This is a genomic window from Selenomonas sputigena (genome assembly GCF_026015965.1).
In the GTDB taxonomy this organism is placed as follows: domain Bacteria; phylum Bacillota; class Negativicutes; order Selenomonadales; family Selenomonadaceae; genus Selenomonas.
Window position 1 is genome coordinate 533,596 of sequence record NZ_CP110383.1, and the last position, 23,630, is coordinate 557,225.

Sequence of the window (23,630 nt, forward strand, 5' to 3'; positions counted from 1 at the left end):
ACCCTTCAGTCTACTTCAACGCGGGGATATTGTCTGTTGCTATTATCACATTTTCTTTAGAAAAGATAAACCTTCACCCGTTGGCTGTATGTGCGGCGTCCTGCCTTGTGCCCGCCGTCTCGTTGGATAGGCCGAGCCGCTGCAGAAGAGCCATGTCCTCGGCAATGGTCGTGCCCGAAGTCGTGAGCATGTTGCCTGTGATGGAGGCCGATGCGCCGTAGAGGAAGGCGGGCGTGCCATTGTCCTTGATGAGTTTGCGTCCCGCGCCGAGGCGGATGTTTGCCGTCGGGTTGATGAAGCGGAAGAAAGCGATGGTGCGCAGGATCTCATCGCTCGTCAAGGGCGTTCTGCCCTCAAGCGGCGTGCCGGGAATCGCCATGAGGGAGTTGATGGGAATGGATTCGATGCCGAGTTCGGCAAGGCTCACCGCCATGTCGAGGCGGTCTTCCCACGTCTCGCCCATGCCGATGATGCCGCCCGAACAGACGTTAAGCCCTTCGCCCTGTGCGAGACGGATCGTGCGGATGCGGTCGTCGTAAGTGTGCGAGGTACAGATCTCGGGAAAGAAGCGGCGCGACGTCTCGATGTTGTGATGGTAGCTCGTGACGCCCGCGGCGCGAAGCGCACGGAACTGTTCTCGCGAGAGAATGCCGTGCGAGGCGCAGAGGTCGATTCGGAGTTTCTTGCGCATGGCACGGTAGCAGTCGAGCGCGGCGTCGAACTCCTTGCCCGCGAGCGCCCTGCCCGAGGTCACGATGGAGAAGCGGTTGACGCCCGCCTCCTCGTTGGCGCGTGCGTTGGCGATGATCTCTTCCTGTGCGAGAAATGCGTATTCCTCGACGCCCGTCCTGTGGTGCGCGGATTGGGCGCAGTACTTGCAGTCCTCGCTGCAGTGACCGCTGCGCGCGTTGATGATCGTACAGAGGTCGATGTGCTTGCCGCAGAACTGTCGCTGCAGCTCGTGTGCGCCCTCCTGCAGCGCTTCAAGCGGCGCATCGAGGAATATGGAGAGGTCGTCCTCGCGCTTGATGCGGCGGCCGCAGAGAATTTCTTTCGTGAGTTTTTTGACGGCGTTTTCCTTTGTCATGGCAGAGCCTCATTTCTTTCAAGAAGTTTGCATTTCCTCCCATTATATTTCAGACGGCGCATATAGTCAACTGATATGGAAATCCTGGTTAACCTTGGACTACTATTGCTTCCTCGACGGCTGCAAGGTATAATGGGAACGATGAATTTAGAAGAGAGGAGTCTTTCTTTGCAAAAGGTTTTGGAGGAGAAGATCGCCTTTGCCGATCAGCGCGAAGCGACGGCGCTTCTTGGCGAGCACGACGAGTACTTGCAGGTGCTCATGGACAATTTCGACTGCCGCTTCATAAGCCGCGGCGAGGAGCTTGCAATCGACGGCGAGGCGGCTGTCGTGCGGGCGGCGGCGCAGGTCGTGCGCGAGCTGCAGTACCTGCACCGGCAGGGCACGACACTCACGATGCACGAGGTGCGCTACAGTGTGGGACTCGTCAAGCGCGGCAAGGGTGAGGCGCTGCACAGCCTTTTCAGCGACACGATCCTCGTGACGAGCCGTGGCCGTCATGTGCGCCCGAAAACGCTCGGCCAGCGCATCTACCTCGACGCCATCCGCAAGAACTCCATCACGTTCGGCATTGGACCTGCAGGCACGGGAAAGACGTACCTCGCCGTCGTCATGGCGGTGGCGGCGCTTCGTGCGAGGCTGGTGGAAAAGATCGTGCTCACGCGCCCCGCTGTCGAGGCGGGCGAGCGGCTGGGCTTTCTGCCCGGCGATCTGCAGGAGAAAGTCGATCCGTATCTGCGCCCGCTCTACGATGCGCTGCATGACATCCTCGGCTTTGACACCTACCAGAAGCTCCTCGCCAAGGGCGTCATCGAGATTGCGCCGCTCGCTTACATGCGCGGACGCACGCTGGAGGACGCCTTCGTGATTCTCGACGAGGCGCAGAATACGACGCCGAGCCAGATGAAGATGTTCCTGACGCGCTTGGGCTTCGGCTCGCGCATGGTCGTGACGGGCGACTTGAGCCAAGTCGACTTGCCGCGTGGCGTGTTCTCGGGACTCTCTGAGGCGAGCCGCATCCTGCGCGATGTGCGCGGCGTGGGCGTCGTCCGTCTGGAAGCGCTCGACGTCATCCGTCACGACGTCGTCGCACGCATCGTCGAGGCGTATGACCGCGCGGACAAGGCGCGTCGGGATTCTGAGAAAAAGCCGGCAGAGCTGCAGGAGAAAAAGCCGGCGGCTCAGGAAAAGGCTACGGCATCAGAGAGAGGGGAGGCGGACGCATGAACATCCTGCTCAGCCACGAGGTGGAAGACCTGCCCCTTGACGAGGGCCTTGAGGCGGAGATTCGGCGCGCTGTGGAAAAAGTCGGCGAGATTTACGATGTGGCGGACGCCGAGGTCAGCATCACCTTGACGGACGATGCGCACATCCATGTGCTGAACCGCGAGTACCGCAGGGTCGATCGTCCGACGGACGTGATTTCCTTTGCGCTCAATGAGAGCGAGGAGCCGGCGATCGCGGGCGGGCCTGCCGTCAACGTCCTCGGCGACATCGTCCTATCGGTTGAGCGCGCCGCGGCGCAGGCGGCGGACTACGGGCACAGCCTGCGCCGCGAAATCGTCTTCTTGACGGTGCACGGCATGCTGCATCTCCTCGGCTACGACCATGTAGAAGAGGCGGAGCGGCAGGAGATGGAGGAGGAGCAGCGCCATGTGATGGCGGCTCTCGGCGTGACGCGCGAGGAAGCGGCGGAAGGCTCTGCGGAATGCACGGAGCAAGTGACAGCGAAAGGGGAGAACGATGGAAAAGGCAAAGCATAGATCGGGCTTCATCGCTGTCGTCGGGCGGCCGAACGTCGGCAAGTCGACGCTCATCAACAGCCTCATCGGGCAGAAGATCGCCATCATGAGCGACAAGCCGCAGACGACGCGCACGCGCATCCTCTGTATCCTGACGGAGCCAGACGCGCAGATCGTCTTCCTCGACACGCCGGGCATCCACAAGCCGCGCCACAAGCTCGGTGAATACATGGTGCGCGCAGCGGAAAGCACCTTGAAGGAGGTCGACGCCGTCTTCTTCGTCGTCGATGCGACGGAGAAGATGGGACCGGGCGAGCGCTATATCGTAGAGCGCCTGCAGGCGACGAAGTGCCCGTGCATCCTCGTCGTCAACAAGCTCGACCTCATCGAGAAGCCCGCCGTGCTGCCGATCCTCGAAAGCTACATGAAGGTATATCCGTTTGCAGGCGCCGTGCCCATATCGGCGAAGGAAGAGGTGAACCTCGACTCGCTTCTTGCGGAAGTCAAGAAGTATCTGCCCGAAGGTCCTGCCTATTATCCGGAAGACATGGTGACGGATCAGCCCGAGAGACTCATTGTGGCGGAGCTCGTGCGCGAGAAGGCGCTTCTTGCGACGCGCGACGAACTGCCCCATGCCATCGCCGTCGATCTCGACGAGATGAAGGAGCGCGCCAAGGGGGGCTTCTACATCCGCGCGACGATCTACGTGGAGCGCGAGTCGCAGAAGGGCATCGTCATAGGCGCAAAGGGCGCTCTTCTGCGCGAGATCGGCGCACAGGCGAGAAAGGACATCGAGATGCTTCTCGGCGCGAAGGTCTTCCTCGATCTCTGGGTCAAGGTGAAGAAGGACTGGCGCAACCGTGAGGGCGTTCTGCACAACTTCGGTTTTGAATGAGAGGAAATAGGGAAAGGGCGGCAGCAGGATGAACAAGGTATCGAAGCGCTTTATTAACGGTCTTATCCTTCTCGTGCCGTTGGCCATCACGGTTTTCGTCGTGACAGAGGTGCTGAACTTCACGGAGATCGTGCTCGGCAAGCATTTTCCCGTCTATTATCCGGGCATGGGCATCGTGACGGTGCTGCTCGTCATCTATCTCGTGGGCTGGCTCTCGTCGTACTGGTTTATGAAGCGCGTGATTTCCTATGGCGAATGGCTGCTCGGCAAGATTCCCGTCGTGAAGTTCATTTACAACAGTGTCAAGCACCTTTCGACCGCCGTTTTTGAGTCGAACAACATGTTTGACCACGTCGTGCTCGTGCCGTTTCATCAGTCGCGGGCGCTCGGCTTCGTCATGGCAGAGGTGCCGGCAGTCTTGCGCGAAAAGCTCGGCGACGACTACGTCTGCGTCTTCGTGCCGTGGAGCCTCAACATGACCTCGGGTACGAACCTCTTCGTCAAGAAGAGTGATGTCATCTATCTCGACATCAGCAATGAGTCGGCGCTGCAGTACATGCTGACGGCGGGCGCCGTCATGCCGCAGCGGCAGATGGCGGCGAAACCGCAGGAGGTGGGCAGTGCGACGCGGCTGGCGGACGAAGTCGTGGCAGCGTCGAAGACGCAGTCAGCGCGTGCAGCCGGGGAAGCGTGCGAGGAGGCCGAACCGCATGGCACGCCGCAGCGCTGAGGCGCTTGTGCTCGCCACGAGAAACTGGGGCGAGGCGGACAAGATGGCGTCGCTCTTGACGCGTGAGTGCGGGCGCGTCGAGGCGGCGGCGTTCGGCTGCCGCCGCCCCAAGAGCGCACTTGCGGCAGGGATGCAGATGTTCAGCCACCTAGACGTGGAGCTTACGGAAGGCGGCCGGGTCTGGACGGTGCGGCAGTGTTCGCTCAAGGGACGGTTTCGCCGTCTCTCGGAAGACCTCTCGGCCATGGCATACGGCTCCTTTGTGGCGGAACTGGCGCTTGAGCTTTTTCCCGAGCACGAGCCTGCGCCCGATGCTTTCGACCGTCTGCTGCAGATTTTCTGCGCCTTTGAGGAGCGCAATCCGCGTCTCGTGGCGCTGGCGGCGGCGTATCAGCTCCTCGCGCTCGCGGGGCTTTCGCTTCATCTTGCAAGCTGCGTCCACTGTGGTGCGCCCTTCGAAGAGCCGATGTCCGTCGACATCGGCGAGGGCGGCGCATTGTGCGCCGCTTGCCGCAAAGAGGATATGCCACTCTTTTCTGCCGAATTGAAGGAGTTCATCGAGAAGCTGACCGCTCTCGATTGGCAGGCGTTTCTCTCGTCGCAGAAGGCGGCGGGCGGGCGCTCTCCGGCACCGTTTTCCGTCAGAAAGCAGGAACTTCTGGCAGCGGAAAGCCTGCTGCTCGCTTACCTGCGTGCGCTTTTCGGCAAGCCGCTGCGCTCGCTCGCCTTCATCGCACAGATCGGCGGCGTTTGAAGCGTTTGCTGTGCGCTTGTGGCGAAGGCATGAGGTGCGTTCTGCGATAGTTTTTGGCAATATGTTTGGGAGGGGAATTTTCCATGGCAATTCTTGTTTGCGGCGGCGCCGGTTACATCGGCTCTCATGCCGTTCATCAGCTCATTGAAAAGGGAGAAGAAGTCGTCATCGTTGACAACCTGCAGACGGGTCATCGCGGCGCGATTCACGCGCGGGCAAAGTTTTACGAAGGCGACATCCGCGACCGCGCCGTATTCGATGCGATACACGATCTACGGCGATGACTACAAGACGCCCGATGGCACCTGTCTGCGCGACTACATCCACGTCGTCGACCTCGCCGATGCACATGTGCGCTCACTCGAATACTTGCGGAAGGGCGGCGAGAGCGACATCTTCAACCTCGGCAACGGACAGGGCTTCTCGGTCAAGGAAATGATCGCCGCCGCAGAGAAGGCGACGGGCAAGAAGATCGCGGCAGAAATCGGCGCACGCTGTGCAGGCGACCCTGCGCAGCTCATCGCTTCCAGCGACAAGGCGCGCCGCATCCTCGGCTGGCAGCCGCACTTCACTGACGTGGAAGAAATCATCGCGACGGCATGGCGGTGGCACGAGAAGCATCCGAATGGGTATGGAGAGTAACTTTCTGGCTAAAGTGCGTAATCGGTGCTATAATGATAATAGAAGGTGGAAAAGAAACAGTTCTCATACAACAAGGAGAAATCTTAATGGCAGAGAGTGTAGGAGATTCCTATCAAGATCCGACATACGATCAACATGCCAAACGTTTGCTTTCACAAAGAGCGATCATGGCACGTCTCTTGAAGCGAACTGTGCCAGAGTTTAAGGATGTTGCAATCTCTGACATCGCAGAAAAATATATCGAGGGCACGCCACAGATCAGTGAGATTCCCGTGGATAGGGATAAGACGAATACCGTAAGAAACAGGAAAGATTCGCCGAAAGAATTCCTCGGTGATGCCACGGAAAATGTCGGCATCACGGAAGGCTGGATTCGCTTCGATATACTTTTCCACGCGAGAGTTCCCCAATCGGGTGAACGCATCACCTTGATTATCAATGTTGAGGCACAGCGGACACAGAAAAGAGCGAAGCTGGGCTACGCACTCCTGCGCCGAGCCGTCTACTATGCGAGCCGCTTGATTTCTTCGCAGAAAGAAACTGAATTTACAGGATCATCCTACGATGAAATCAAGAAAGTCTACAGTATTTGGCTTTGTATGGACTCCCCGGACGGCAGGAGCGCCATCAATCGTTATGACCTTGCCGAGCATCATATTCTGTACCATCACAAGGAAAAGTGTGCTGACTATGATTTGATGAGCATCATCACGGTTTATCTTGGAAATGAACGACAGCAGGACGAGGATTGGCTCATTCGATTCCTGCAGATCTTGTTCAAAGACACGGAAATATCTCCGGCAGCGAAGAAGCAGCTTTTAAAAAATGAATTTGATATGGATATAAGTGCAGATATAGAAGAGGAGATGAGGACAATGTGCAATCTGAGTACAGGTATCTATGAACAAGGCATGGAGCGTGGCATGGAGCGTGGCATGGAGCGTGGCATGGAGCGCGGCATGGAACGTGGGCGGGAGGAAGGAAAGGTTGATATTGTTCTGGAAATGCTGCGAAATAAGCTGCCGCTCGAAATGATCGCAAGCATGTCGAAGTTTTCCTTGGAAAAAGTGAAAGAGCTTGGCAAGATGCACAGCTTGCTTTAATTCATGGAATTTTCGTGTTCTGCTGAAATTGGTTTTGATACGTATAAAACCGCTCCTCTACTGCTCGGACGAGTAAGGAAAGGGGCGGTTTTATGTGTTTGATACAGAAGTATCTTTCGCCATTGTTCTCTTCTATGGGAGATCTTGCTGTGTCTGCATTTGGGTACGATATATTCCCTTTCCGCCTCAATCGTTGTATAATAGTATGCAACAAGCAAATTCAATCGAAGAAAAGGAGAGAGTCTTATGTATACGCTTTCCAGCACGGAATTTCATGGCATCAAGCCGCAGATTGACGAGGAGGCATTTGTCGCACCGCAGGTGTTCCTTTCGGGCGATGTGCGCGTCGCGAAGTATGCGAGTCTTTGGCCGGGTGTTGTTGCGCGCGGCGATGTGAATTACATCTCTGTCGGCGAGTGCTCGAATGTGCAGGATCTCGTCTGCCTTCATGTGGCGGACGACAATCCGTGCATCATCGGCGATTATGTGACGATCGGCCACAGCGCCGTCGTGCACGGCGCGGAGATCGGCAACCATGTCCTCATCGGCATGAACGCGACGGTTCTGACGGGCGCAAAGGTCGGCGAAGGCTCGATTATTGCTGCAGGGGCACTCGTGCGCGAGAACGAGGTCATTCCGCCGAATTCCCTCGTCGTCGGCATGCCGGGCAAGGTCGTGCGCACGATTGACCGCATCAAGACGATTCATGCGCAGGCGATCAAGTACAAGTGCGAGTGGGCGATTGAGTACGGCGTCTATCCCGAGATCGGCGGCGAGAAGTACCACGGCGAGCACATTATCTGACGTTTGCCGCTTTACAGCTTTGCACCTTATGATATAATGAAAGGCACAGCCTTCGTTTTGGCTGTGCCTTTCATTATATTTTTCAGGAGGTTTGATTCATGGCGCGAGAAACGCTGAAGAGCCGTTTCGGCTTCATTCTCCTCAGTGCCGGCTGTGCGATCGGCATCGGCAATGTCTGGAAGTTCCCTTATCTTGTCGGGCAGAACGGAGGCGGGGCGTTCGTTCTTATCTATCTTTTCTTCCTCATCGTGCTCGGCATCCCTGTCATGACGATGGAATTTTCTCTTGGCCGCGCGGCAAGGCGCAGTCCTGTGCGCATGTACCAGAGACTGACGCCCGAAAAGTGGGGCTGGCATTGGCATGGCTACGCATGTTGGTTCGGCTGCATCATGCTCATGATGTTCTATACGACGGTCGCGGGCTGGATGCTGCTTTACTTCTATCAGACAGCGTGCGGCGCGTTTGCGGGACTTTCTCCGAAGGAGATCGGTGCGGCCTTTGGCTCTATGCTCGGCGATCCTATCTTGCAGGTCGTGCCGATGGTGATCGTCGTCATCAGTGGCTTCCTCATCTGCTCGCACGGCTTGCAGTCGGGGTTGGAGCGCGTGACGAAGGGCATGATGGTGCTCCTGCTCCTCATCATGGTCGTGCTTGCCGTGAACAGCATTTTCCTCGACGGCGCGTCTGAGGGCATCTCCTTCTACCTGCGCCCTGACATTGCGAAGATGGAGGAGATCGGCTTTACGAACGTCATCGTCGCGGCGATGAATCAGGCGTTCTTTACGCTGAGCCTCGGCATCGGCGCGATGGCGATCTTCGGCAGTTACATCCCGAAGGATCACGCACTTCTCGGTGAGTCGGTCAACGTCGCCATCCTTGATACGCTCGTTGCCATCACGTCGGGACTTATCATCATCCCCGCGTGCTTCGCTTACGGCGTCGAGCCGGATAGCGGGCCGGGACTCATCTTCATCACATTGCCGAACATCTTCAATCACATGGCGGGCGGCATCATCTGGGGCAGTCTCTTCTTCCTCTTCATGACGTTTGCGGCCTTTTCGACGGTGCTCGCTGTCTTTGAAAACATCATGGCCTGCACGATGGATCTGACGGGGTGGAGCCGCAAGAAGACGGGATTCGTGAACTGCGCGGCAATCCTCGTGCTGTCCCTGCCCTGCGCTTTGGGGTTCAACCTCCTCGCGGGCATTCACCCGATGGGCGGCGAGAGCAGTTTCCTCGACATCGAGGATTTCATCGTGAGCAATATCCTCTTGCCCGGCGGATCGCTCATCTTTGTGCTCTACACGATGCATCGTTTCGGCTGGGGCTGGCAGAAGTTCTACGAAGAGGCGAATACGGGAAGCGGCTGGAAACTTCCTCGATGGGCGCGCGGTTATTTCGCCTACGTCCTGCCCCTTGTCGTCGGCGCGATTCTCGTGCTGGGATTGATGTGAGCTGCATGCACAAATTTCTGTGAATGCTTATGCCACTCTTGTGAAAGCGAAAGAAAGAACCCGACGCACGGCAAACGTCGGGTTCTTTTCTTTCAATATTGCCTATTCGCTTGCTACGCTCTTTTCGCGGCGCAGCCGAAAGATGAGACGGAAGGACAGCGAGAGGATGATGGCGATGACGGTCGCGAGCGACATGCCCCTGAGCGTCACCGTGCCGAGCGTGAGGCTTGCCGTCGATACGCCGACGCCCATGACGATAGAGGTCAGCAGGAGGTTCGTGGGCTTGCCATAGTCTACCTTGGATTCGACGAGGATGCGGATGCCTGAGGCGGCGATGACGCCGAAGAGCAGCATGGAGACGCCGCCCATGACGGGCGTCGGGATGCTCTGAATGAGTGCGGCGAGCTTGCCGAGGCATGAGAGCGCGACGGCGAAGACGGCGGCGCCGCCGATGACCCATGTCGAATAGACCTTCGTGATGGCAAGGACACCGATGTTCTCGCCGTACGTCGTGTTCGGCGTTGAGCCGAAGAAGCCCGAGAAAATCGTCGATATGCCGTTGCCGAGAAGCGAGCGGTCGAGTCCCGGATCCTTCGTGAGATTGCGCCCGACGATGTTGTTCGTCACGATGAGATGGCCGATGTGCTCGACGATGACGACGATGGAAGCCGGCAGGAGGATGAGGATCGCACCCGGCTCGAATTTCGGTGTGTAGATGGTCGGGATGGCGAACCACGGGGCGCTCTCGACAGCGGAGAGGTCGACGATGCCCGCTGCATAGGCGATGACGTAACCCGAAATGACGCCGATGAGGATGGGGATGATGGCGAGGAAGCCGCGAAACGCGATGGAAGCGAAGATCGTGACGGCGAGCGTGGCGATGGAGACGAAGACGACGGTCGGATCCGCCTCGGCATCGGTCAGACCTGCCATCTTCGCCGCCGTCGGCATGAGCTCAAGTCCGATGACGGCGACGATCGCGCCCATGGAGGCGGGCGGGAAGATCACGTCGATCCAGCCCGTGCCGATGGCATGGATGATGAAGCTCACGAGGCAGAAGACGATGCCTACGACGATGAAGCCGCCGAGCGCCGCCTCGTAGCTGTAGTCGGCGAGCACGAGGAATACGGGCGAGAGAAAGGCGAAGCTTGAGCCGAGATAGGCGGGGATCTTGCCCTTGCAGAGGATCAGATAGAAGAGTGTGCCGATGCCGTTGAAGAGCAGCACGGTCGCGGGGTTGACATGGAAGAGGATCGGCACGAGCACCGTTGAGCCGAACATCGCGAAGAGGTGCTGCAGGGAAAGCGGGATCGTCTGGAGGAGCGGCAGCCGCTCCTCGGGGGCAATGGTTCTTTGTGTCATGAAAATGCTCCTTTGGAAGATAGTTATACCAAAGAAGAATTTAGCACAGAATGAGCGCTTTGTCTAATGGATTATTTGACGATGCGGACGCTTTTGGAATCCAAGTATAATGTGTGTGCAGCAGGAAAGAATGAAACGGAAGGCGAATAGGCAAAGAAGGGATAGGGCGGTGATGGTGGAGGTGCAAGTATGGGCGTAAAGGACATGGGTCAGAGACTTTGTCGGTCCGTGCAGGGCGGCTATCAGCGCTTTCGCACGGCGATGATTCTTGATGTTGTACTGTTTGTTTGCGTGGGCGTGCTTACGTACTGCCATGTGTATGAGATGCAAGATTGGTATACGGAGGAGATTGGTTGCGCGGCGGCAGCGGCGGTGATCGGCTGCATCTTCGCTGTCGCCCTGCGGTTATTCTTGGAGAGGCGCGGACAGGAGCGGCATGGCTTCGAGGCACTGCTGACGGTTGTCGTATTTGTGTTTTTCTTCATTCTTGTGCAGGGACATGATTGGACGAATTCCTATATTCTGCTCAAGACGGCAGGGCCGGCGCTTGTTTTTGTGTCTGTCGGTCTTTATTGTCTTGAGCCGCAGAACGAAGGCGAGAATCCGCCACTTGCCGTGTTTTTTGCAATCTCTAAGGCATGGCTTGTCGGCACACTTTTGCTCATATCTCTGGGTATCTGCTTGACAGCATTCGATTCGCTGATTTTTTCTTTGGAATTTCGACTGCAGGCGATGCTGCATTTCCTCATGGTGGAATTTTCCTATCTTTTCATCGCGGTGCAGATCTTTCTCGCTAGCCTGCCTGATCGGGGGAAGACGACGGAGACTCCCGTGCTCTTTCGTGCGCTTCTCGTGCACGTGCTTTGGCCGGTCTATCTGCTCTTGCTCGCTATTCTCTATCTCTATGTGGCAAAGATCATCTATGCATGGGAGATGCCCGTCGGCATGATGAATTGGTTTGCCTCGTTGGCTCTTCTAGCCTTCAGCGTGTTTTTCTTCTGCTTTGCGAATGATGCACGCTATTCGCTGCTGCAGCGTTTCCTGCGCTGGGGTCTTTTGCTCTTTCTGCCGATCCTTGCGGTGCAGACTGTCGCTGTTTGGCAGCGAGTCGAGCCGTACGGCCTGACGGTGCTGCGCTATACGTCGATCCTCTGCACGATTTTTGGTATCTTTTTGCTCGTGCTTGCTTTCCTGCGCAGCTCGCCGCGTCCTGCGTTTCTCGTCTTGGCACTCATGATTGCCGCATGCACGCTGACGCCGCTCAATATCGTCGATGTGCCGCTTCGCACGCAGGAAGCGCGTCTTTGGGGCGTGCTTGAGGAAAACAGCATGCTGCAGGATGGCGAGGTCGTGGAGAATCCTGCACTCTCTGAGGGGGCGCGTGACAGGCTCTTGAGCGCTTCGGAGTATCTGACCGATCAGAAGAAGACATCGTTTCTCGAAACGCCGGGCATGCGTGAGACGCTTGCGAAACTGCGTGGGATGCAGAAGAGGGGAAAAACTACCGAATGGTTCGAATTCCAAGCGGAAAATCCTGTCTACATTCCTGTAGAGGGTTGGAAGAAAGCTTATCGGATTGACAATCCTGCTGTGGAGGATGGCGTGATTTTCGTGGACAAGGGCGACGGAACAAAGGAACGATTCGATGTTTCTGTGTATCTCAAGGAGCTTTTGGCATACGCGCACAAGGAGGATGCGAGGGGAACGGGAAAATTCATGCGGGAGCTTAGGATCGATATAGATGAAAACACTTGCCTTTGGCTGTATGATGTCGGCTTGTCCGTCCGCAGCCATAAGGGCAGAGAGGATATAACGGCGCAAATCAAGGGTGTGCTTTTGAGGCGCTAAATGGTTAACAATGTTTGTATTTTGTTATATAATTGTAATGAAAGGAGCTGATTATATGGCAGCAAATGCTACGTTTACTGTTCGTATGAATCCGGAACTTAAAAAGCAGGCGGAACTTGTCTGTGAGGAAATGGGCTTGACCATGTCATCTGCCATGACGATTTTTCTCAAGCGTTTGGTCAAAGACCGTGCCATACCGTTTCGCGTATCGGCAGGCGACCATTTTTACCATGAAACCCCAAGAAGTCAAGCCGAAGGCGCAGACTGATTGGCTAGGTTTCTGTAAGGGCGGCGCACAATGTCCACGAAGTGGACGTTTGTGCGTGTAGTTTACAGTGAGGAGAATAAGGAACACTATGATGATTGACGGAGAAGTTTGAAGGGAAGAAGGAAGTTTTTTGCTGGGGATTCATCGAAGAGAAATCAATATGCTTGAAGGTTCGCTGTGGGATAAGATTATCGTCTTTGCCCTGCCCATCGCTTTGACGGGCATTTTGGAGCAAATGTTCAATGCGGCGGACGTCGCGGTGCTCGGTCGCTTCGTTGGGACGGAGGCGATGGCGGCAGTCGGCAACAACGTGCCCATTGTCGGACTCATTGTGACGCTCTTCCTCGGACTTTCGCTCGGCGCCAATGTCGTTATCGCACAGTACATCGGCGCACGTCGCCTCAAGGAGGCGAGCCGTGCCGTCCATACGGCTCTTGCACTTTCGATCCTTGCAGGCATAGGCGTGACCTTGCTGGGCGAGCTTTTCGCTGCGCCATTGCTTTCCCTGCTTGACGTGCCCGATGCCGTCATGCCGCTGGCGGAGCTTTACCTGCGCGTATTTCTTATGGGGATGCCCTTTATGAGCGTCTATAATTTTGCCTCGGCGATTCTCCGAAGTCATGGAGATACGGGCACACCGCTCATTGCGCTCCTGGCGGCGAGCGCTCTCAATGTCGTCCTTGACTTGGGCTTCGTGCTCGTCCTGGGGTTGAGTGCTGACGGCGTGGCGTGGGGCACGGTGCTCTCGTATCTCGTGGCGGCTTCCCTGCTCATCCACGCCTTGCGCCGCGAAGAGGGTGTCCTGCGGCTCGATTTCCGCCTCCTGTGCGTGCGCCGTCACCATACGAAGCGCATTTTCGTCATCGGTATGCCCGCTGCCGTGCAGGGCATGGTCTTTTGCTTTGCGAACCTCGTCATTCAGGCGGCTTTGAACAGTCTCGGCGCGGAGGTCATGGCGGCGTCTGCGGCGGCATTCACAATCGAGATCAACATGTACTGCGTGATTGCGGCCTTTCAGCAGGCGTGCACGACCTTCGTCAGCCAGAACTACGGTGCGGGAAATCTGCCGCGCTGCCGCGAGGTCACGCGCTGGAGTCTTCGCCTGAACATCGTCGCCATGCTCGTTCTCGGCGCACTCATCCTTCTCTTCATGCGCCCGCTGCTGCGCATCTTTAACGGCGATCCTGCCGTCGTCGAGATCGGCGTCATACGCATCATCTACGTCGTCGTGCCCGAGATCTTTTCCGTATTCATCGACATCTTCTCCGGCTCGATGCGCGGCTACGGCTACTCGTTGATGCCGGCTCTTGTCACGCTCGTTTGCATCTGCGGTGTGCGTCTCTCGTGGGTATGGCTCGTCTTCCCGCATCGTCCGACGTTCGAGACGCTCATGGTCATCTATCCGATCAGTTGGATGGTGACGTCGCTGTTTCTCTATCTTTTGTACCGTTTCTACTTGAAGCATCTGAAGGTGATGCGCCTGACGTAGAGAAAGAAAACATGATCCCCTGCACAAAAAAACTCGGTCAAAGGCGAAATTCGACCGAGTTTTTTCGCGTTTTTCGTTTTGTCGGAAACAACGTCAGACGTGGAAGCGACCGACGGTCTCCTTCAGCTCGTGGGCGAGCTGCGACAGTGTCTGGCTCGCTGCAGCGATTTCCTGCGTTGATGCGGCCTGCTCCTCAGAGACAGCAGAGACATTCTCGGCCTCCTTGCGCACATCGTTCGAGGCGTTCTTGATTTCCTGTACGGAGGAGACGGTCTGTGCGCTGCCCTGGCGCACGCGCTGCGCCAACGTCTCGATGCTCGTGACGCGCTCGGACAGTTCTTGTACGAGTTCGGCGATGCGGTCAAACTTCTTGCCCGCTTCATTGACTTGCGTTACGCCCTCGCCGACGCGCTCCTTTTGCTGCTGCATGATGGAGAAGGTGCGCTCGATCTGAGAGGAGTTTTCCGTGATGAGCGTCGTGATTTGCTGCGCTGCTGTTTCCGACTGCTCGGCGAGCTTTCGCACCTCTTCAGCGACGACGGCGAAACCCTTGCCCGATTCGCCGGCGCGTGCAGCTTCGATGGCAGCGTTTAGGGCGAGGAGGTTTGTCTGGCTGGCAATTTGGGTGATCATCTCGACGATCTCGGATATGCGCTTCGAGCCTTCATAGAGAGAGTTGACAGCATCGGCAACCTCTTTCGTGCTGCCGTTGATGGTCTCCATGCCCTCGACGGCGACATGAAGACCGCTCTGGCCTTCCGTCGTAGCCTTGTGCGTCTCGGCGGCGGAGGCGGCGACATCGTGAATAACATTGACGACCTTGCCCATTTCATCGGACATTGTGTTAACAGAGTCGATGGAGCGGTCGACGATGTCATTTTGCTGCTGTGCGCTCTGGGCGATGTGGGTTACAGCTTCCGCCGCGCTCTGCGAAGCGTTGGCGGATTGGCCAGCCGATGAGGTCAATTCTTCGGAGGATACGGCGAGCTGATCGGCAGCTTTGAGGGAGCGCTGCACGAGGTCGTGCAGGTTCTTGGACATCTTGGCGAAGCTCTGATGCAGTCGTCCGATCTCATCCTGACGATCGGTGTCGCTGAACTTGTGCGACAGATTGCCTTCTGCCACCTGTTCGGCGATCTTGCCGAGTTCCGTGATTGGTGTTGCAATCGAGCGCGTGATGTAGAGGATGATGGCGATGAGCATGGCGATCGAAAGGAGGATGACGACGGCGACGATCGCGCCCATCTTCATGATCGGAGCGAGGATTTCCGACTTCGGCACTTCGAGCACGAGCACCCAGCCCGTATCGCCGACAGGAGCGGAAGCGAAGAGCATCGTCGTGCCGTCCTCGCTCCATGAGGCGATGGTTGGTTTGCCTTTGAAGAAGGCTTTGATCGCGTCAGCGTGTTCCTTCTGATCGAGAATCGTGTCGTCGATTGTCTTCGACTTGTGCGAGATGAAGTTGCCGTCCTCGTTGAGGAGGAAGGCGCCGCCCGTTTCTCCGACCTTGATGGCGGAGACGAAATCTTTCACGGCCTCGAGCGATAGGTCGAAGCCCGCGACGCCTGCGACCTGACCGTTTTGGCGAAACGCCGAGCTGAAGCTCACGACGGGCTTGTGATCGGTCTTGGTCAGGTAGATCTTCGAGATCATGACGTCCTGAGAGCCTGCTGCATCCTTGTACCAGGCGCGTCCCGTCGCATCGAAGGTGGGATCCGATGTCTTGTCCGCGCCGTCAATGAAGGGCTGGTTTGGAAAGCCGATGAAGAAATCCCCGATGCCGTTTTTGTTGGCAAAATAGTTCGCCGTCGTCTGCATGTCCTCGTATGAGGGAAGCTTCGCATCCCAAGCGCGCGTCACGGCGGCGAGCATTTCTTTCTTGCCGATTAGCTTGCCGTTGATGTCGCTCGCGTGATGGGTTGCCATTTCTGTCATTTCCTGTTCCATGGAATCCATGAGGATCTCATAGACGATGCCGGCCATGACGATGAAGACCAAGAGGACAGGCGTGCCAATCAGGGCGATCATCCTTGTTTTCAAATTCATGATAGTGACTCCTTTCTTTTCCTTTGCTGCATCTTGGATATCGGCAAAAGGATTATCTTTCGTTCGACTTTCCAAGTGTTCATGGCAGACTCGTCATGATGAATACGATAGAATATAAGGAAATTGACTCGTATTCTCTTATATCCTTATTACGAGATTAGATTCTGTTTTCCTGCCGACGATATATAAAATACGAGGAATCTCCCATAGAAAGAATTTGTTGGGTTTTTTGGCAAAAAGAAGGAGGAAAAATTACCATCAAGTCGATAAGTCAAGTCGAAGGTATGACGGATGGCTTGGGTTTCTATATGACCAGCCACAATATTCTTAAAGCGGACATTTGTGTGCGCAGCTTTCTTGGAAGATTACACTTGGCTTTTTTGTTGTTTTGCGTTATCATTAGGGTTGGAAAAAGGATATGAAATGCTGAAAGAAAGCTGGCAGGAAAGTACGCCTTCATCCTGTTTCGGGATGGAGGCTTTTTTATAGGAGGGAAAATCTTGCTGTACAAGAAGGTAGACACGACATTGAATTTTGTTGAGCGCGAGAAGGAGGTCGAAGACTTCTGGAAATCGCACGACATCGCCCAGAAGGCGATTGATCAGCGCGCAGGCAAGGAGAACTTCACGTTCTACGATGGGCCGCCGACGGCGAACGGCAAGCCGCACATCGGCCATGTGCTGACGCGCGTCATCAAGGACATGCTGCCGCGCTACCAGTCGATGAAGGGAAAACGCGTCCTTAGAAAAGCGGGCTGGGACACACATGGCTTGCCTGTGGAGCTTGAGGTGGAGAAGGCGCTCGGACTCGACGGCAAGGATCAGATCGAGAAGTACGGCATGGAGCCTTTCATCAAGAAGTGCCGCGAATCCGTCTGGAAGTACAAGGGCATGTGGGAGGAGTTCTCCGATGTCGTCGGCTTCTGGGCCGATATGGAGCATCCGTACATCACCTACGAGAACGACTTCATCGAGTCGGAGTGGTGGGCCTTGAAGGAGATCTGGAAGCGCGGTCTGCTCTACAAGGGATACAAGGTCGTGCCGTACTGCCCGCGCTGCGGCACGCCGCTTTCCTCGCACGAGGTCGCGCAGGGATATAAGGATGTCAAAGAGCGCTCCGCCATGGTCAAGTTTAAGGTGAAGGGGGAGGACGCGTATTTCCTCGCCTGGACGACGACGCCGTGGACGCTGCCGTCGAACCTCGGCCTCTGCGTCAATCCCGATGTGACCTACGTAAAGCTGCGTGTCGGCGATACCGTTTACTATCTCGCGGAAGCGCTCGTCGATGCGGTCTTCGAGGGTGTCGAGGGCGAACGTGAGGTTCTCGCGCGCATGAAGGGCAAGGAGCTTGAGTACCGTGACTATGAGCCGCTCTATCCGTATGCCGAGGGAAAAATCAAGAAGAAGGCATTCTTCGTCATCTGCGACGACTATGTCACGACGTCTGACGGCACGGGCATCGTCCATACGGCGCCGGCGTTCGGCGAGGACGACAACCGCGTGTGCCGCAAGTACGACATGCCTTTCGTGCAGTTCGTTGACGCAAAGGGCGAGATGACGGCGGACACGGACTGGCCGGGTGTCTTCGTCAAGGACGCCGATCCGCTGATCTTGCAGGACTTGAAAGAAAAGGGGCTTCTCTTCAAGGCACCCGTCTTCGAGCACAGCTATCCGCATTGCTGGCGCTGCGACACGCCGCTCATCTACTACGCACGCGAGTCGTGGTTCATCAAGATGACGGCGGTGCGCGACGAACTGATTGCGAACAACGACACGGTTAACTGGATTCCTGAGAGCATCGGCAAGGGACGCTTCGGCGACTGGCTTGAGCATGTGCAGGACTGGGGCATCAGCCGCAACCGCTACTGGGGCACGCCGCTCAATATATGGGAGTGCAACTGCGGACACCAGCATTCGATCGGCTCGATCGAAGAGCTGAAGTCCTTGTCGGACAACTGCCCGGAGGAGCTTGAGCTGCATCGTCCCTACGTCGACGCCGTGACGATCCGCTGCTCCGAGTGCGGCGGAAAGATGCACCGCGTGCCCGAGGTCATCGATTGCTGGTTCGATTCCGGCTCGATGCCCTTTGCGCAGTGGCACTATCCGTTCGAGAACAAGGAAATCTTTGAGCGCCGCTTCCCGGCGGACTTCATCTCCGAGGCCGTCGATCAGACGCGCGGCTGGTTCTATTCGCTCATCGCCATCTCGACGCTGCTCTTTCACAAGGCGCCGTACAAGAACGTCATCGTCCTCGGCCATGTGCAGGACGAGAACGGCCGAAAGATGTCGAAGTCGAAGGGCAACGCCGTCGATCCGATGGATGCGCTGAGGAAGCACGGTGCGGATGCGATCCGCTGGTACTTCTATGAGAACAGCGCACCGTGGCTGCCGAACCGCTACCACGACGGTGCCGTGCAGGAAGGGCAGCGAAAGTTCATGGGCACGCTGTGGAATACCTATGCCTTCTATGTGCTCTATGCCAATATTGACAATTTCAATCCGCTCGATCATGCGCTCGACTACGAAAAGCTCGCCGTCATGGACAAGTGGATTCTGTCGCGCCTCAACACGATGGTCAAGGCGGTCGACGAAAATCTCGCCGCCTACAAGGTCACAGAAGCGGCGAAGGCCCTGCAGAGCTTCGTCGATGAACTGAGCAACTGGTATGTGCGTCGCAGCCGCGAGCGCTTCTGGGCGAAGGGCGAGGGCGAGGACAAGGTCAATGCCTATATGACGCTCTACACGGCGCTCGTGACGACGGCGAAGGCCGCCGCGCCGATGATCCCTTTCATGACGGAGGCCATTTATCAGAACATCGTCTGCAGCATCGACAAGGAGGCGCCCGAGAGCATCCATCTTTGCGATTTCCCTGCCGTGCATGAAGAGTATATCGACGCATCGCTGGAAGACAACATGGAGATCGTTCTTGAGATCGTCGTCCTGGGGCGTGCGGCGCGAAACGCTGCGAACATCAAGAACCGTCAGCCCATCGGCAGGATGTTCGTCAAGGCGGCGCACGCGCTCGACGACTTCTTCCGCGAGATCGTCGAGAACGAGCTGAACGTCAAGGAAGTCGTCTTCAAGGACGACATGGAAGAGTTCCTAAGCTACAGCTTCAAACCGCAGTTCAAGGTCTTGGGGCCGAAGGTCGGCAAGAGGATCGGCGAGGTCAAGGCGGCTCTCGCAAAAGTCAATGGGCACGAGGCAAAGGACGAGCTTGACCGCACGGGCAAGCTGAAGCTCGCGCTCCCTTCGGGTGAAGTCACGCTGGAGGCCGAAGATGTCGAGGTGTCGATGGCGCAGACGGAAGGCTTCGTCACGGAGCGCTACGGCGCGGTCACGATCGCCCTGGAGACGACCTTGAGCCCTGCGCTCATCGAGGAGGGCTTCGTGCGCGAGATCGTCAGCAAGGTGCAGACGATGCGCAAGGAGAACGGCTTCGAGGTCACCGACCACATCAAGATCACGGCGGGAGGCAACGATAAGATCGCAGCGCTCATGGCGAAGAACGAGGAGTACATCAAGCGCATCACGCTCGCCGACGCAATCTCCTATGAAAAGGAGCCGGAAGGCAAGGCGTGGAACATCAACGGCGAGAAACTGACGCTCAAGGTCGAGTGAAGCGAGGGGAGGAAGCTGGATGGAATTGCAGCGCATCGGCGTGGTGCACAGTCCCTACAAGAGTTTGCAGCAGATACCGCGCCAGGGATTTTTCAGCGAGGAGGAGTCTGTCATCGAAATCGATGAGGCGTATGCGCCCGCCTTGGAGCATGTCGAAGAGAGCGAATGGCTCACGGTGCTCTACTGGGCGCACCTCGCCGAGCGCGACCGCCTAGTGACGACGCCGCCGAGCGGCACGCGTTCCTGCGGCGTCTTCGCATGCCGCTCGCCGCATCGCCCGAATCCCCTGTCGCTCTGCGCCGTGAAACTTCTGCGGCGCGAGGGAAGGAGGCTCTTCGTGCGCCATCTCGACGCCTTGGACGGCAGCGCTGTCGTCGACATCAAGCCGTATGTCGATGCGGTTGGTCTGGCAAGTGGCAAAAGCGGCGGCATGTGACTTGGACGCGCGGAATAGTTGGTTGGAAGCGTTGGCGAAAGGAGGATGTTTCTTGAAAGAAGAGACGTGCAGGGCGGCGGGCATCGACTATGCCAAAGGTTTGGAGCGTTTCATGGGAAACGAGGCGCTTTACCTTGAATTTCTGTCGAAGTTCCTCTATGACGGCTCTTTTCAGGAATTCTGGGCAGGTATCGAAATGGGCGACATCTCCATGGCGGAGAAGGCCATCGATACGTTGAAGGGGACGGCAGCGAATCTCAGTCTCGTCAAACTCTCGGCGCTGGCGGATGCGATAGGCAAAGAGCTTCGCTCGGGCAAGGAGGTGGAGGAAATCCGGCCTTTGATTTACGAGGTGCGTGAAATCCACGAAAAGGTGTGCGACGCGATTCGGCAGAATGGGTAAAAAGTCGGTTCTTACAAAAAGGAAAGAATTTCCCAGTACGATAAAGGATTTCCGACTTTTGTAGAGAATTAAGCATAGAGAAAGTATTCGGATGAATTCCGAATCGATTCATGTACGGAAGAAACGCGACTATGGGAATCACGGATAAATTCAGCTGTCCATCTTCACACATCTGTGCTGTCCTCTCGTCGTCGACAAATCCTCAACGTAGCTGTTGCTACGCCTGCGGTTTGTCTCCTAGACAGAACGAGCACATCTGTGCAAATCTGGACGACTTCATTTTATCAGCGCTTCCCATGATATATGCCGTTTCCCAAAGGAGGAGTTTGCTTTGAAAGCCGTATCCATCGAGGATCTGCATCCTGGAATGACCTTGGCGCGCACCATCGTCAACGACAACATGATCGTCGTGCTCTCGGAGAACACCGTTCTGACGAAGGCGCATATCACGCGTTTGGGATTCTTGAATATACCGGCCGTCTATGTCAAGGACGACTTCGAACTGACGACGACGCCTGTCGTCGGTGAGCCGTTGACGCGTAGCCATGCTTTCGTCGCTGCATACAAGGAAGTTGTCTCCGAAGCGCAGGACATCTTCAAATCTGTCGCCAAGGACAACGAGGTGCCCGTCGAGCGCACGACGGCGATGGTGCAGCGAGATCTTGCGCCCATGTCGAAGCAGAGCGGCGCCATTGACTATTTGTATGAACTCAACCATCTCGCGAGCGACGTCTACAATCATTCGCTGCGCGTCTCCATCCTCGCAGGCGTCATCGCCAAGTGGATGCGCATTCCGCAGAAGAAGACGCATGACATCATCATGGCGGGCTTCATGCACGACATCGGCAAGACGAAGTTTACGGAGCGCCTTTTGGAAAAGAACATCCAGACGCTCAAGGGCGAAGACCTCGAAGCGTACCGCAATCATGCGCGCGACGGCTTCAATATCCTCAGTGCCAACAAGGACGTTTCCGAGGGCGTGCGTCTCGCCGCGCTGCAGCATCACGAGCGCATGGACGGATCGGGCTTCCCGTCGGGACTCACGGGCAAGGACATCCATGAGTATGCGCGCATCATTGCCGTCGCGGACATCTACGACAACATCACGACGGAGCGTGAAGGCTATGTGAAGCAGACGCCGTTCAGCGCCATCGCGCAGATTTCCGAGGACATGTTCAGCAAGCTCGATCCCGCTGTCTGCATGCCGTTCCTCAACAACATCAAGCATGTGTTCCTCGGCTCGACCGTCACCTTGAGCAACGGTCTCCAAGGCATCCTCGTCGGCTATCCCGAAGACTTTGCGGCGCATCCGCTCATTCGCATCACGCAGGATCAGGTCGTCGATTTGAACGAGCATAAGAATATCAAGATCATCGAATACAATCCGAAATAAGAAAAATAAAAAGAATATGAATCCACTGGGGGAGCATTTGCTGAGAGACTCGCGCATGACGGAGTCGACCCTTGGAACCTGTTGGGGTAATACCTGCGTAGGGAAGTGGTGGTTTTCTAGGAATCTTGAGGGAGCTGCCGCACTTTGCGGGCAGCTCCTTTTTGCTGTTGCTCTGCTGTGGATTCGCCGAGAGAAAATAGTTTTGTGCAATTTGCAAGGAGGAATATTATGGCAACGCAGATGCAGCATGCAAGAGAGGGAAAGATCACCGACGCCATGCGGCAGGTGGCAGAGGCGGAGCAGCTGACGGCGGAGATGATTCGCGAGCGTGTGGCAAGGGGAGCGGTCGCCATCTGTGCCAACGTCAATCACACGGGGCTGAAGCCGGCGGGCGTTGGCGAGGGACTGCGCACGAAGGTCAATGCGAACATCGGCACATCGAGCACGTTCCCTGACATTGAGCCGGAATTGGAAAAGCTCGATGAAGCCGTGCGCTCGGGAGCGGATGCCGTCATGGATCTCTCGACGGGCGACAATATCGACGAGTCGAGGCGGCGCATCATTGCACATTCGCCCGTCATGGTCGGCACGGTGCCGCTCTACGAGGCGACGGTCACGGCGATCAAGCGGCACGGCGCCGTGGTCGAGATGACGGCGGATGACATCTTGCAGACGATCGAGCGGCAGGCGAAGGATGGAGCGGACTTCATGACGCTGCATTGCGGTCTGACGCTTGAGGCTGTACGAAATTTGCGTGAAGAGGGGCGTGTCATGGACGTCGTGAGCCGCGGCGGCTCTTTCATCACGGGCTGGATGCTCTACAATGAGAAGGAAAATCCTCTCTACACGCATTTCGATGATATTCTAGACATCTGTGAAACGTACGATTCGACAATCAGTCTGGGCGATGGCCTGCGTCCCGGCTGTCTTGCTGATGCGACGGATCGTGCGCAGATCACGGAACTCGTGAACCTCGGCGCACTCGTTGACCGCGCGTGGAAGCGCGGCGTACAGGTCATGGTGGAAGGGCCGGGGCACATGCCGTTTGATCAGATCGCAGCGAACATGAAGCTCGAAAAGAGGTTGTGCCACAATGCGCCGTTTTACGTCCTTGGTCCCTTGGTGACGGACGTCGCGCCGGGCTATGACCACATTACGGCGGCAATCGGCGGTACGCTCGCCGCCGTGAGCGGCGCGGACTTCCTCTGCTATGTGACTCCCGCCGAGCATCTTTGCCTGCCGACGTCGGAGGATGTACACGACGGCGTGATCGCAAGCCGCATTGCCGCACATGCAGCGGATATCGTCAAGGGTGTACCGGGTGCAGCGGAGTGGGATCGGAAGATGGCGGAGGCGCGAAAGGCGCTCGACTGGGAGGCACAGCTCGCACTCGCCATCGATCCGGCGCGCGCGCGGGCACGTCGCGAGGCGAGAAATGACGCGGGTGAAGGCGCCTGTTCCATGTGCGGTGACTACTGCGCGGTGGAGATCATCCAGAAGTATTTCGACAAGCCTGCCGGAGGCTGCTGCGACTGAGAATAAGAAAAGAGCCTG

The 23,630-nt window shown here is 56.8% G+C and carries 18 protein-coding genes, 2 pseudogenes and 1 riboswitch; of the genes and pseudogenes, 17 read left to right on the forward strand and 3 right to left on the reverse strand.

What is annotated here, in order from left to right; genetic code table 11:
* Window positions 1–73: 73 nt before the first annotated feature.
* Window positions 74–1,087: a biotin synthase BioB gene (gene bioB / locus OL236_RS02540; protein WP_265071194.1), complete on the reverse strand. Its 1,014-nt coding sequence runs from the start codon at window positions 1,085–1,087 to the stop codon at window positions 74–76.
* A 132-nt stretch (window positions 1,088–1,219) separates the two neighbouring features.
* On the opposite strand from bioB, the gene OL236_RS02545 reads away from it, so the two are divergent.
* From OL236_RS02545 to OL236_RS02585, 9 genes and pseudogenes are all read left to right on the forward strand, one after another.
* Window positions 1,220–2,314 carry a PhoH family protein gene (locus tag OL236_RS02545; protein WP_265071195.1) on the forward strand — a complete coding sequence of 365 codons (1,095 nt, stop codon included), beginning with the start codon at window positions 1,220–1,222 and terminating at the stop codon, window positions 2,312–2,314.
* Window positions 2,311–2,769, forward strand: a pseudogene (ybeY, locus tag OL236_RS02550) (rRNA maturation RNase YbeY); the annotation flags it as partial. The gene OL236_RS02545 and the pseudogene ybeY, both read left to right, overlap by 4 nt.
* A gap of 61 nt (window positions 2,770–2,830) precedes the next feature.
* Window positions 2,831–3,724 (forward strand): GTPase Era, encoded by an 894-nt coding sequence (gene era / locus OL236_RS02555; protein ID WP_265071196.1) that lies wholly within the window; start codon window positions 2,831–2,833, stop codon window positions 3,722–3,724.
* A gap of 28 nt (window positions 3,725–3,752) precedes the next feature.
* On the forward strand, window positions 3,753–4,454 hold the full coding sequence (locus OL236_RS02560; protein ID WP_265071197.1) for a DUF502 domain-containing protein: 702 nt from the start codon (window positions 3,753–3,755) through the stop codon (window positions 4,452–4,454).
* Window positions 4,435–5,208, forward strand: a complete 774-nt coding sequence (recO, locus tag OL236_RS02565) for a DNA repair protein RecO (RefSeq protein WP_265071198.1) — start codon at window positions 4,435–4,437, stop codon at window positions 5,206–5,208. Before OL236_RS02560 ends, recO begins: the two co-directional genes overlap by 20 nt.
* An 83-nt stretch (window positions 5,209–5,291) precedes the next feature.
* Window positions 5,292–5,850: pseudogene (locus tag OL236_RS02570) on the forward strand (NAD-dependent epimerase/dehydratase family protein).
* Between the two features lie 86 nt (window positions 5,851–5,936).
* Window positions 5,937–6,953 (forward strand): nuclease, encoded by a 1,017-nt coding sequence (locus OL236_RS02575; protein ID WP_265071772.1) that lies wholly within the window; start codon window positions 5,937–5,939, stop codon window positions 6,951–6,953.
* A 246-nt stretch (window positions 6,954–7,199) separates the two neighbouring features.
* Window positions 7,200–7,757 carry a gamma carbonic anhydrase family protein gene (locus OL236_RS02580; protein WP_006191537.1) on the forward strand — a complete coding sequence of 186 codons (558 nt, stop codon included), beginning with the start codon at window positions 7,200–7,202 and terminating at the stop codon, window positions 7,755–7,757.
* Between the two features lie 98 nt (window positions 7,758–7,855).
* On the forward strand, window positions 7,856–9,211 hold the full coding sequence (locus OL236_RS02585) for a sodium-dependent transporter (protein WP_265071199.1): 1,356 nt from the start codon (window positions 7,856–7,858) through the stop codon (window positions 9,209–9,211).
* A gap of 102 nt (window positions 9,212–9,313) precedes the next feature.
* On the opposite strand, the gene uraA is transcribed toward OL236_RS02585, so the two are convergent.
* Window positions 9,314–10,573: a uracil permease gene (gene uraA / locus OL236_RS02590; RefSeq protein ID WP_265071200.1), complete on the reverse strand. Its 1,260-nt coding sequence runs from the start codon at window positions 10,571–10,573 to the stop codon at window positions 9,314–9,316.
* A 189-nt stretch (window positions 10,574–10,762) separates the two neighbouring features.
* On the opposite strand from uraA, the gene OL236_RS02595 reads away from it, so the two are divergent.
* The 3 genes from OL236_RS02595 (at window position 10,763) to OL236_RS02605 (ending at window position 14,178) form a co-directional block, all read left to right on the forward strand.
* Window positions 10,763–12,421, forward strand: a complete 1,659-nt coding sequence (locus tag OL236_RS02595; RefSeq protein ID WP_265071201.1) for a DUF4153 domain-containing protein — start codon at window positions 10,763–10,765, stop codon at window positions 12,419–12,421.
* A 55-nt stretch (window positions 12,422–12,476) separates the two neighbouring features.
* Window positions 12,477–12,689: a type II toxin-antitoxin system RelB/DinJ family antitoxin gene (locus tag OL236_RS02600; protein ID WP_265071202.1), complete on the forward strand. Its 213-nt coding sequence runs from the start codon at window positions 12,477–12,479 to the stop codon at window positions 12,687–12,689.
* Between the two features lie 160 nt (window positions 12,690–12,849).
* Window positions 12,850–14,178 carry an MATE family efflux transporter gene (locus tag OL236_RS02605; protein WP_265071203.1) on the forward strand — a complete coding sequence of 443 codons (1,329 nt, stop codon included), beginning with the start codon at window positions 12,850–12,852 and terminating at the stop codon, window positions 14,176–14,178.
* Between the two features lie 93 nt (window positions 14,179–14,271).
* Here OL236_RS02605 and OL236_RS02610 read toward each other — a convergent pair whose 3' ends face one another.
* Window positions 14,272–16,224, reverse strand: a complete 1,953-nt coding sequence (locus tag OL236_RS02610; RefSeq protein WP_009646443.1) for a methyl-accepting chemotaxis protein — start codon at window positions 16,222–16,224, stop codon at window positions 14,272–14,274.
* A gap of 503 nt (window positions 16,225–16,727) precedes the next feature.
* Here OL236_RS02610 and ileS point away from each other — a divergent pair.
* From ileS to thiC, 5 genes are all read left to right on the forward strand, one after another.
* On the forward strand, window positions 16,728–19,844 hold the full coding sequence (gene ileS / locus OL236_RS02615; protein ID WP_265071773.1) for an isoleucine--tRNA ligase: 3,117 nt from the start codon (window positions 16,728–16,730) through the stop codon (window positions 19,842–19,844).
* 19 nt (window positions 19,845–19,863) lie between these two features.
* Window positions 19,864–20,280: a tRNA (N6-threonylcarbamoyladenosine(37)-N6)-methyltransferase TrmO gene (gene tsaA / locus OL236_RS02620; protein ID WP_265071204.1), complete on the forward strand. Its 417-nt coding sequence runs from the start codon at window positions 19,864–19,866 to the stop codon at window positions 20,278–20,280.
* A gap of 52 nt (window positions 20,281–20,332) precedes the next feature.
* Window positions 20,333–20,683: an Hpt domain-containing protein gene (locus tag OL236_RS02625; protein ID WP_265071205.1), complete on the forward strand. Its 351-nt coding sequence runs from the start codon at window positions 20,333–20,335 to the stop codon at window positions 20,681–20,683.
* Window positions 20,684–21,014: 331 nt separating this feature from the next.
* Window positions 21,015–22,076, forward strand: coding sequence for an HD-GYP domain-containing protein (locus OL236_RS02630; protein WP_265071206.1), 1,062 nt, complete (start codon window positions 21,015–21,017; stop codon window positions 22,074–22,076).
* 17 nt (window positions 22,077–22,093) lie between these two features.
* A riboswitch (TPP riboswitch) is annotated at window positions 22,094–22,197 on the forward strand.
* Window positions 22,198–22,304: 107 nt separating this feature from the next.
* Window positions 22,305–23,612, forward strand: coding sequence for a phosphomethylpyrimidine synthase ThiC (thiC, locus tag OL236_RS02635; protein ID WP_265071207.1), 1,308 nt, complete (start codon window positions 22,305–22,307; stop codon window positions 23,610–23,612).
* Window positions 23,613–23,630 lie beyond the last annotated feature (18 nt).

What these genes read in the sequence shown, in the direction of transcription:
- OL236_RS02585 (WP_265071199.1), top strand. Translation starts at nt 7,856, where the DNA reads ATGGCGCGAGAAACGCTGAAGAGCCGTTTCGGCTTCATTCTCCTCAGT.
- tsaA (WP_265071204.1), top strand. Translation starts at nt 19,864, where the DNA reads ATGGAATTGCAGCGCATCGGCGTGGTGCACAGTCCCTACAAGAGTTTG.
- OL236_RS02545 (WP_265071195.1), top strand. Translation starts at nt 1,220, where the DNA reads ATGGGAACGATGAATTTAGAAGAGAGGAGTCTTTCTTTGCAAAAGGTT.
- bioB (WP_265071194.1), bottom strand. Translation starts at nt 1,087, where the DNA reads ATGACAAAGGAAAACGCCGTCAAAAAACTCACGAAAGAAATTCTCTGC.
- era (WP_265071196.1), top strand. Translation starts at nt 2,831, where the DNA reads ATGGAAAAGGCAAAGCATAGATCGGGCTTCATCGCTGTCGTCGGGCGG.
- OL236_RS02610 (WP_009646443.1), bottom strand. Translation starts at nt 16,224, where the DNA reads ATGAATTTGAAAACAAGGATGATCGCCCTGATTGGCACGCCTGTCCTC.
- OL236_RS02575 (WP_265071772.1), top strand. Translation starts at nt 5,937, where the DNA reads ATGGCAGAGAGTGTAGGAGATTCCTATCAAGATCCGACATACGATCAA.
- OL236_RS02560 (WP_265071197.1), top strand. Translation starts at nt 3,753, where the DNA reads ATGAACAAGGTATCGAAGCGCTTTATTAACGGTCTTATCCTTCTCGTG.
- OL236_RS02580 (WP_006191537.1), top strand. Translation starts at nt 7,200, where the DNA reads ATGTATACGCTTTCCAGCACGGAATTTCATGGCATCAAGCCGCAGATT.
- uraA (WP_265071200.1), bottom strand. Translation starts at nt 10,573, where the DNA reads ATGACACAAAGAACCATTGCCCCCGAGGAGCGGCTGCCGCTCCTCCAG.
- recO (WP_265071198.1), top strand. Translation starts at nt 4,435, where the DNA reads ATGGCACGCCGCAGCGCTGAGGCGCTTGTGCTCGCCACGAGAAACTGG.
- OL236_RS02600 (WP_265071202.1), top strand. Translation starts at nt 12,477, where the DNA reads ATGGCAGCAAATGCTACGTTTACTGTTCGTATGAATCCGGAACTTAAA.
- OL236_RS02605 (WP_265071203.1), top strand. Translation starts at nt 12,850, where the DNA reads ATGCTTGAAGGTTCGCTGTGGGATAAGATTATCGTCTTTGCCCTGCCC.
- OL236_RS02595 (WP_265071201.1), top strand. Translation starts at nt 10,763, where the DNA reads ATGGGCGTAAAGGACATGGGTCAGAGACTTTGTCGGTCCGTGCAGGGC.
- thiC (WP_265071207.1), top strand. Translation starts at nt 22,305, where the DNA reads ATGGCAACGCAGATGCAGCATGCAAGAGAGGGAAAGATCACCGACGCC.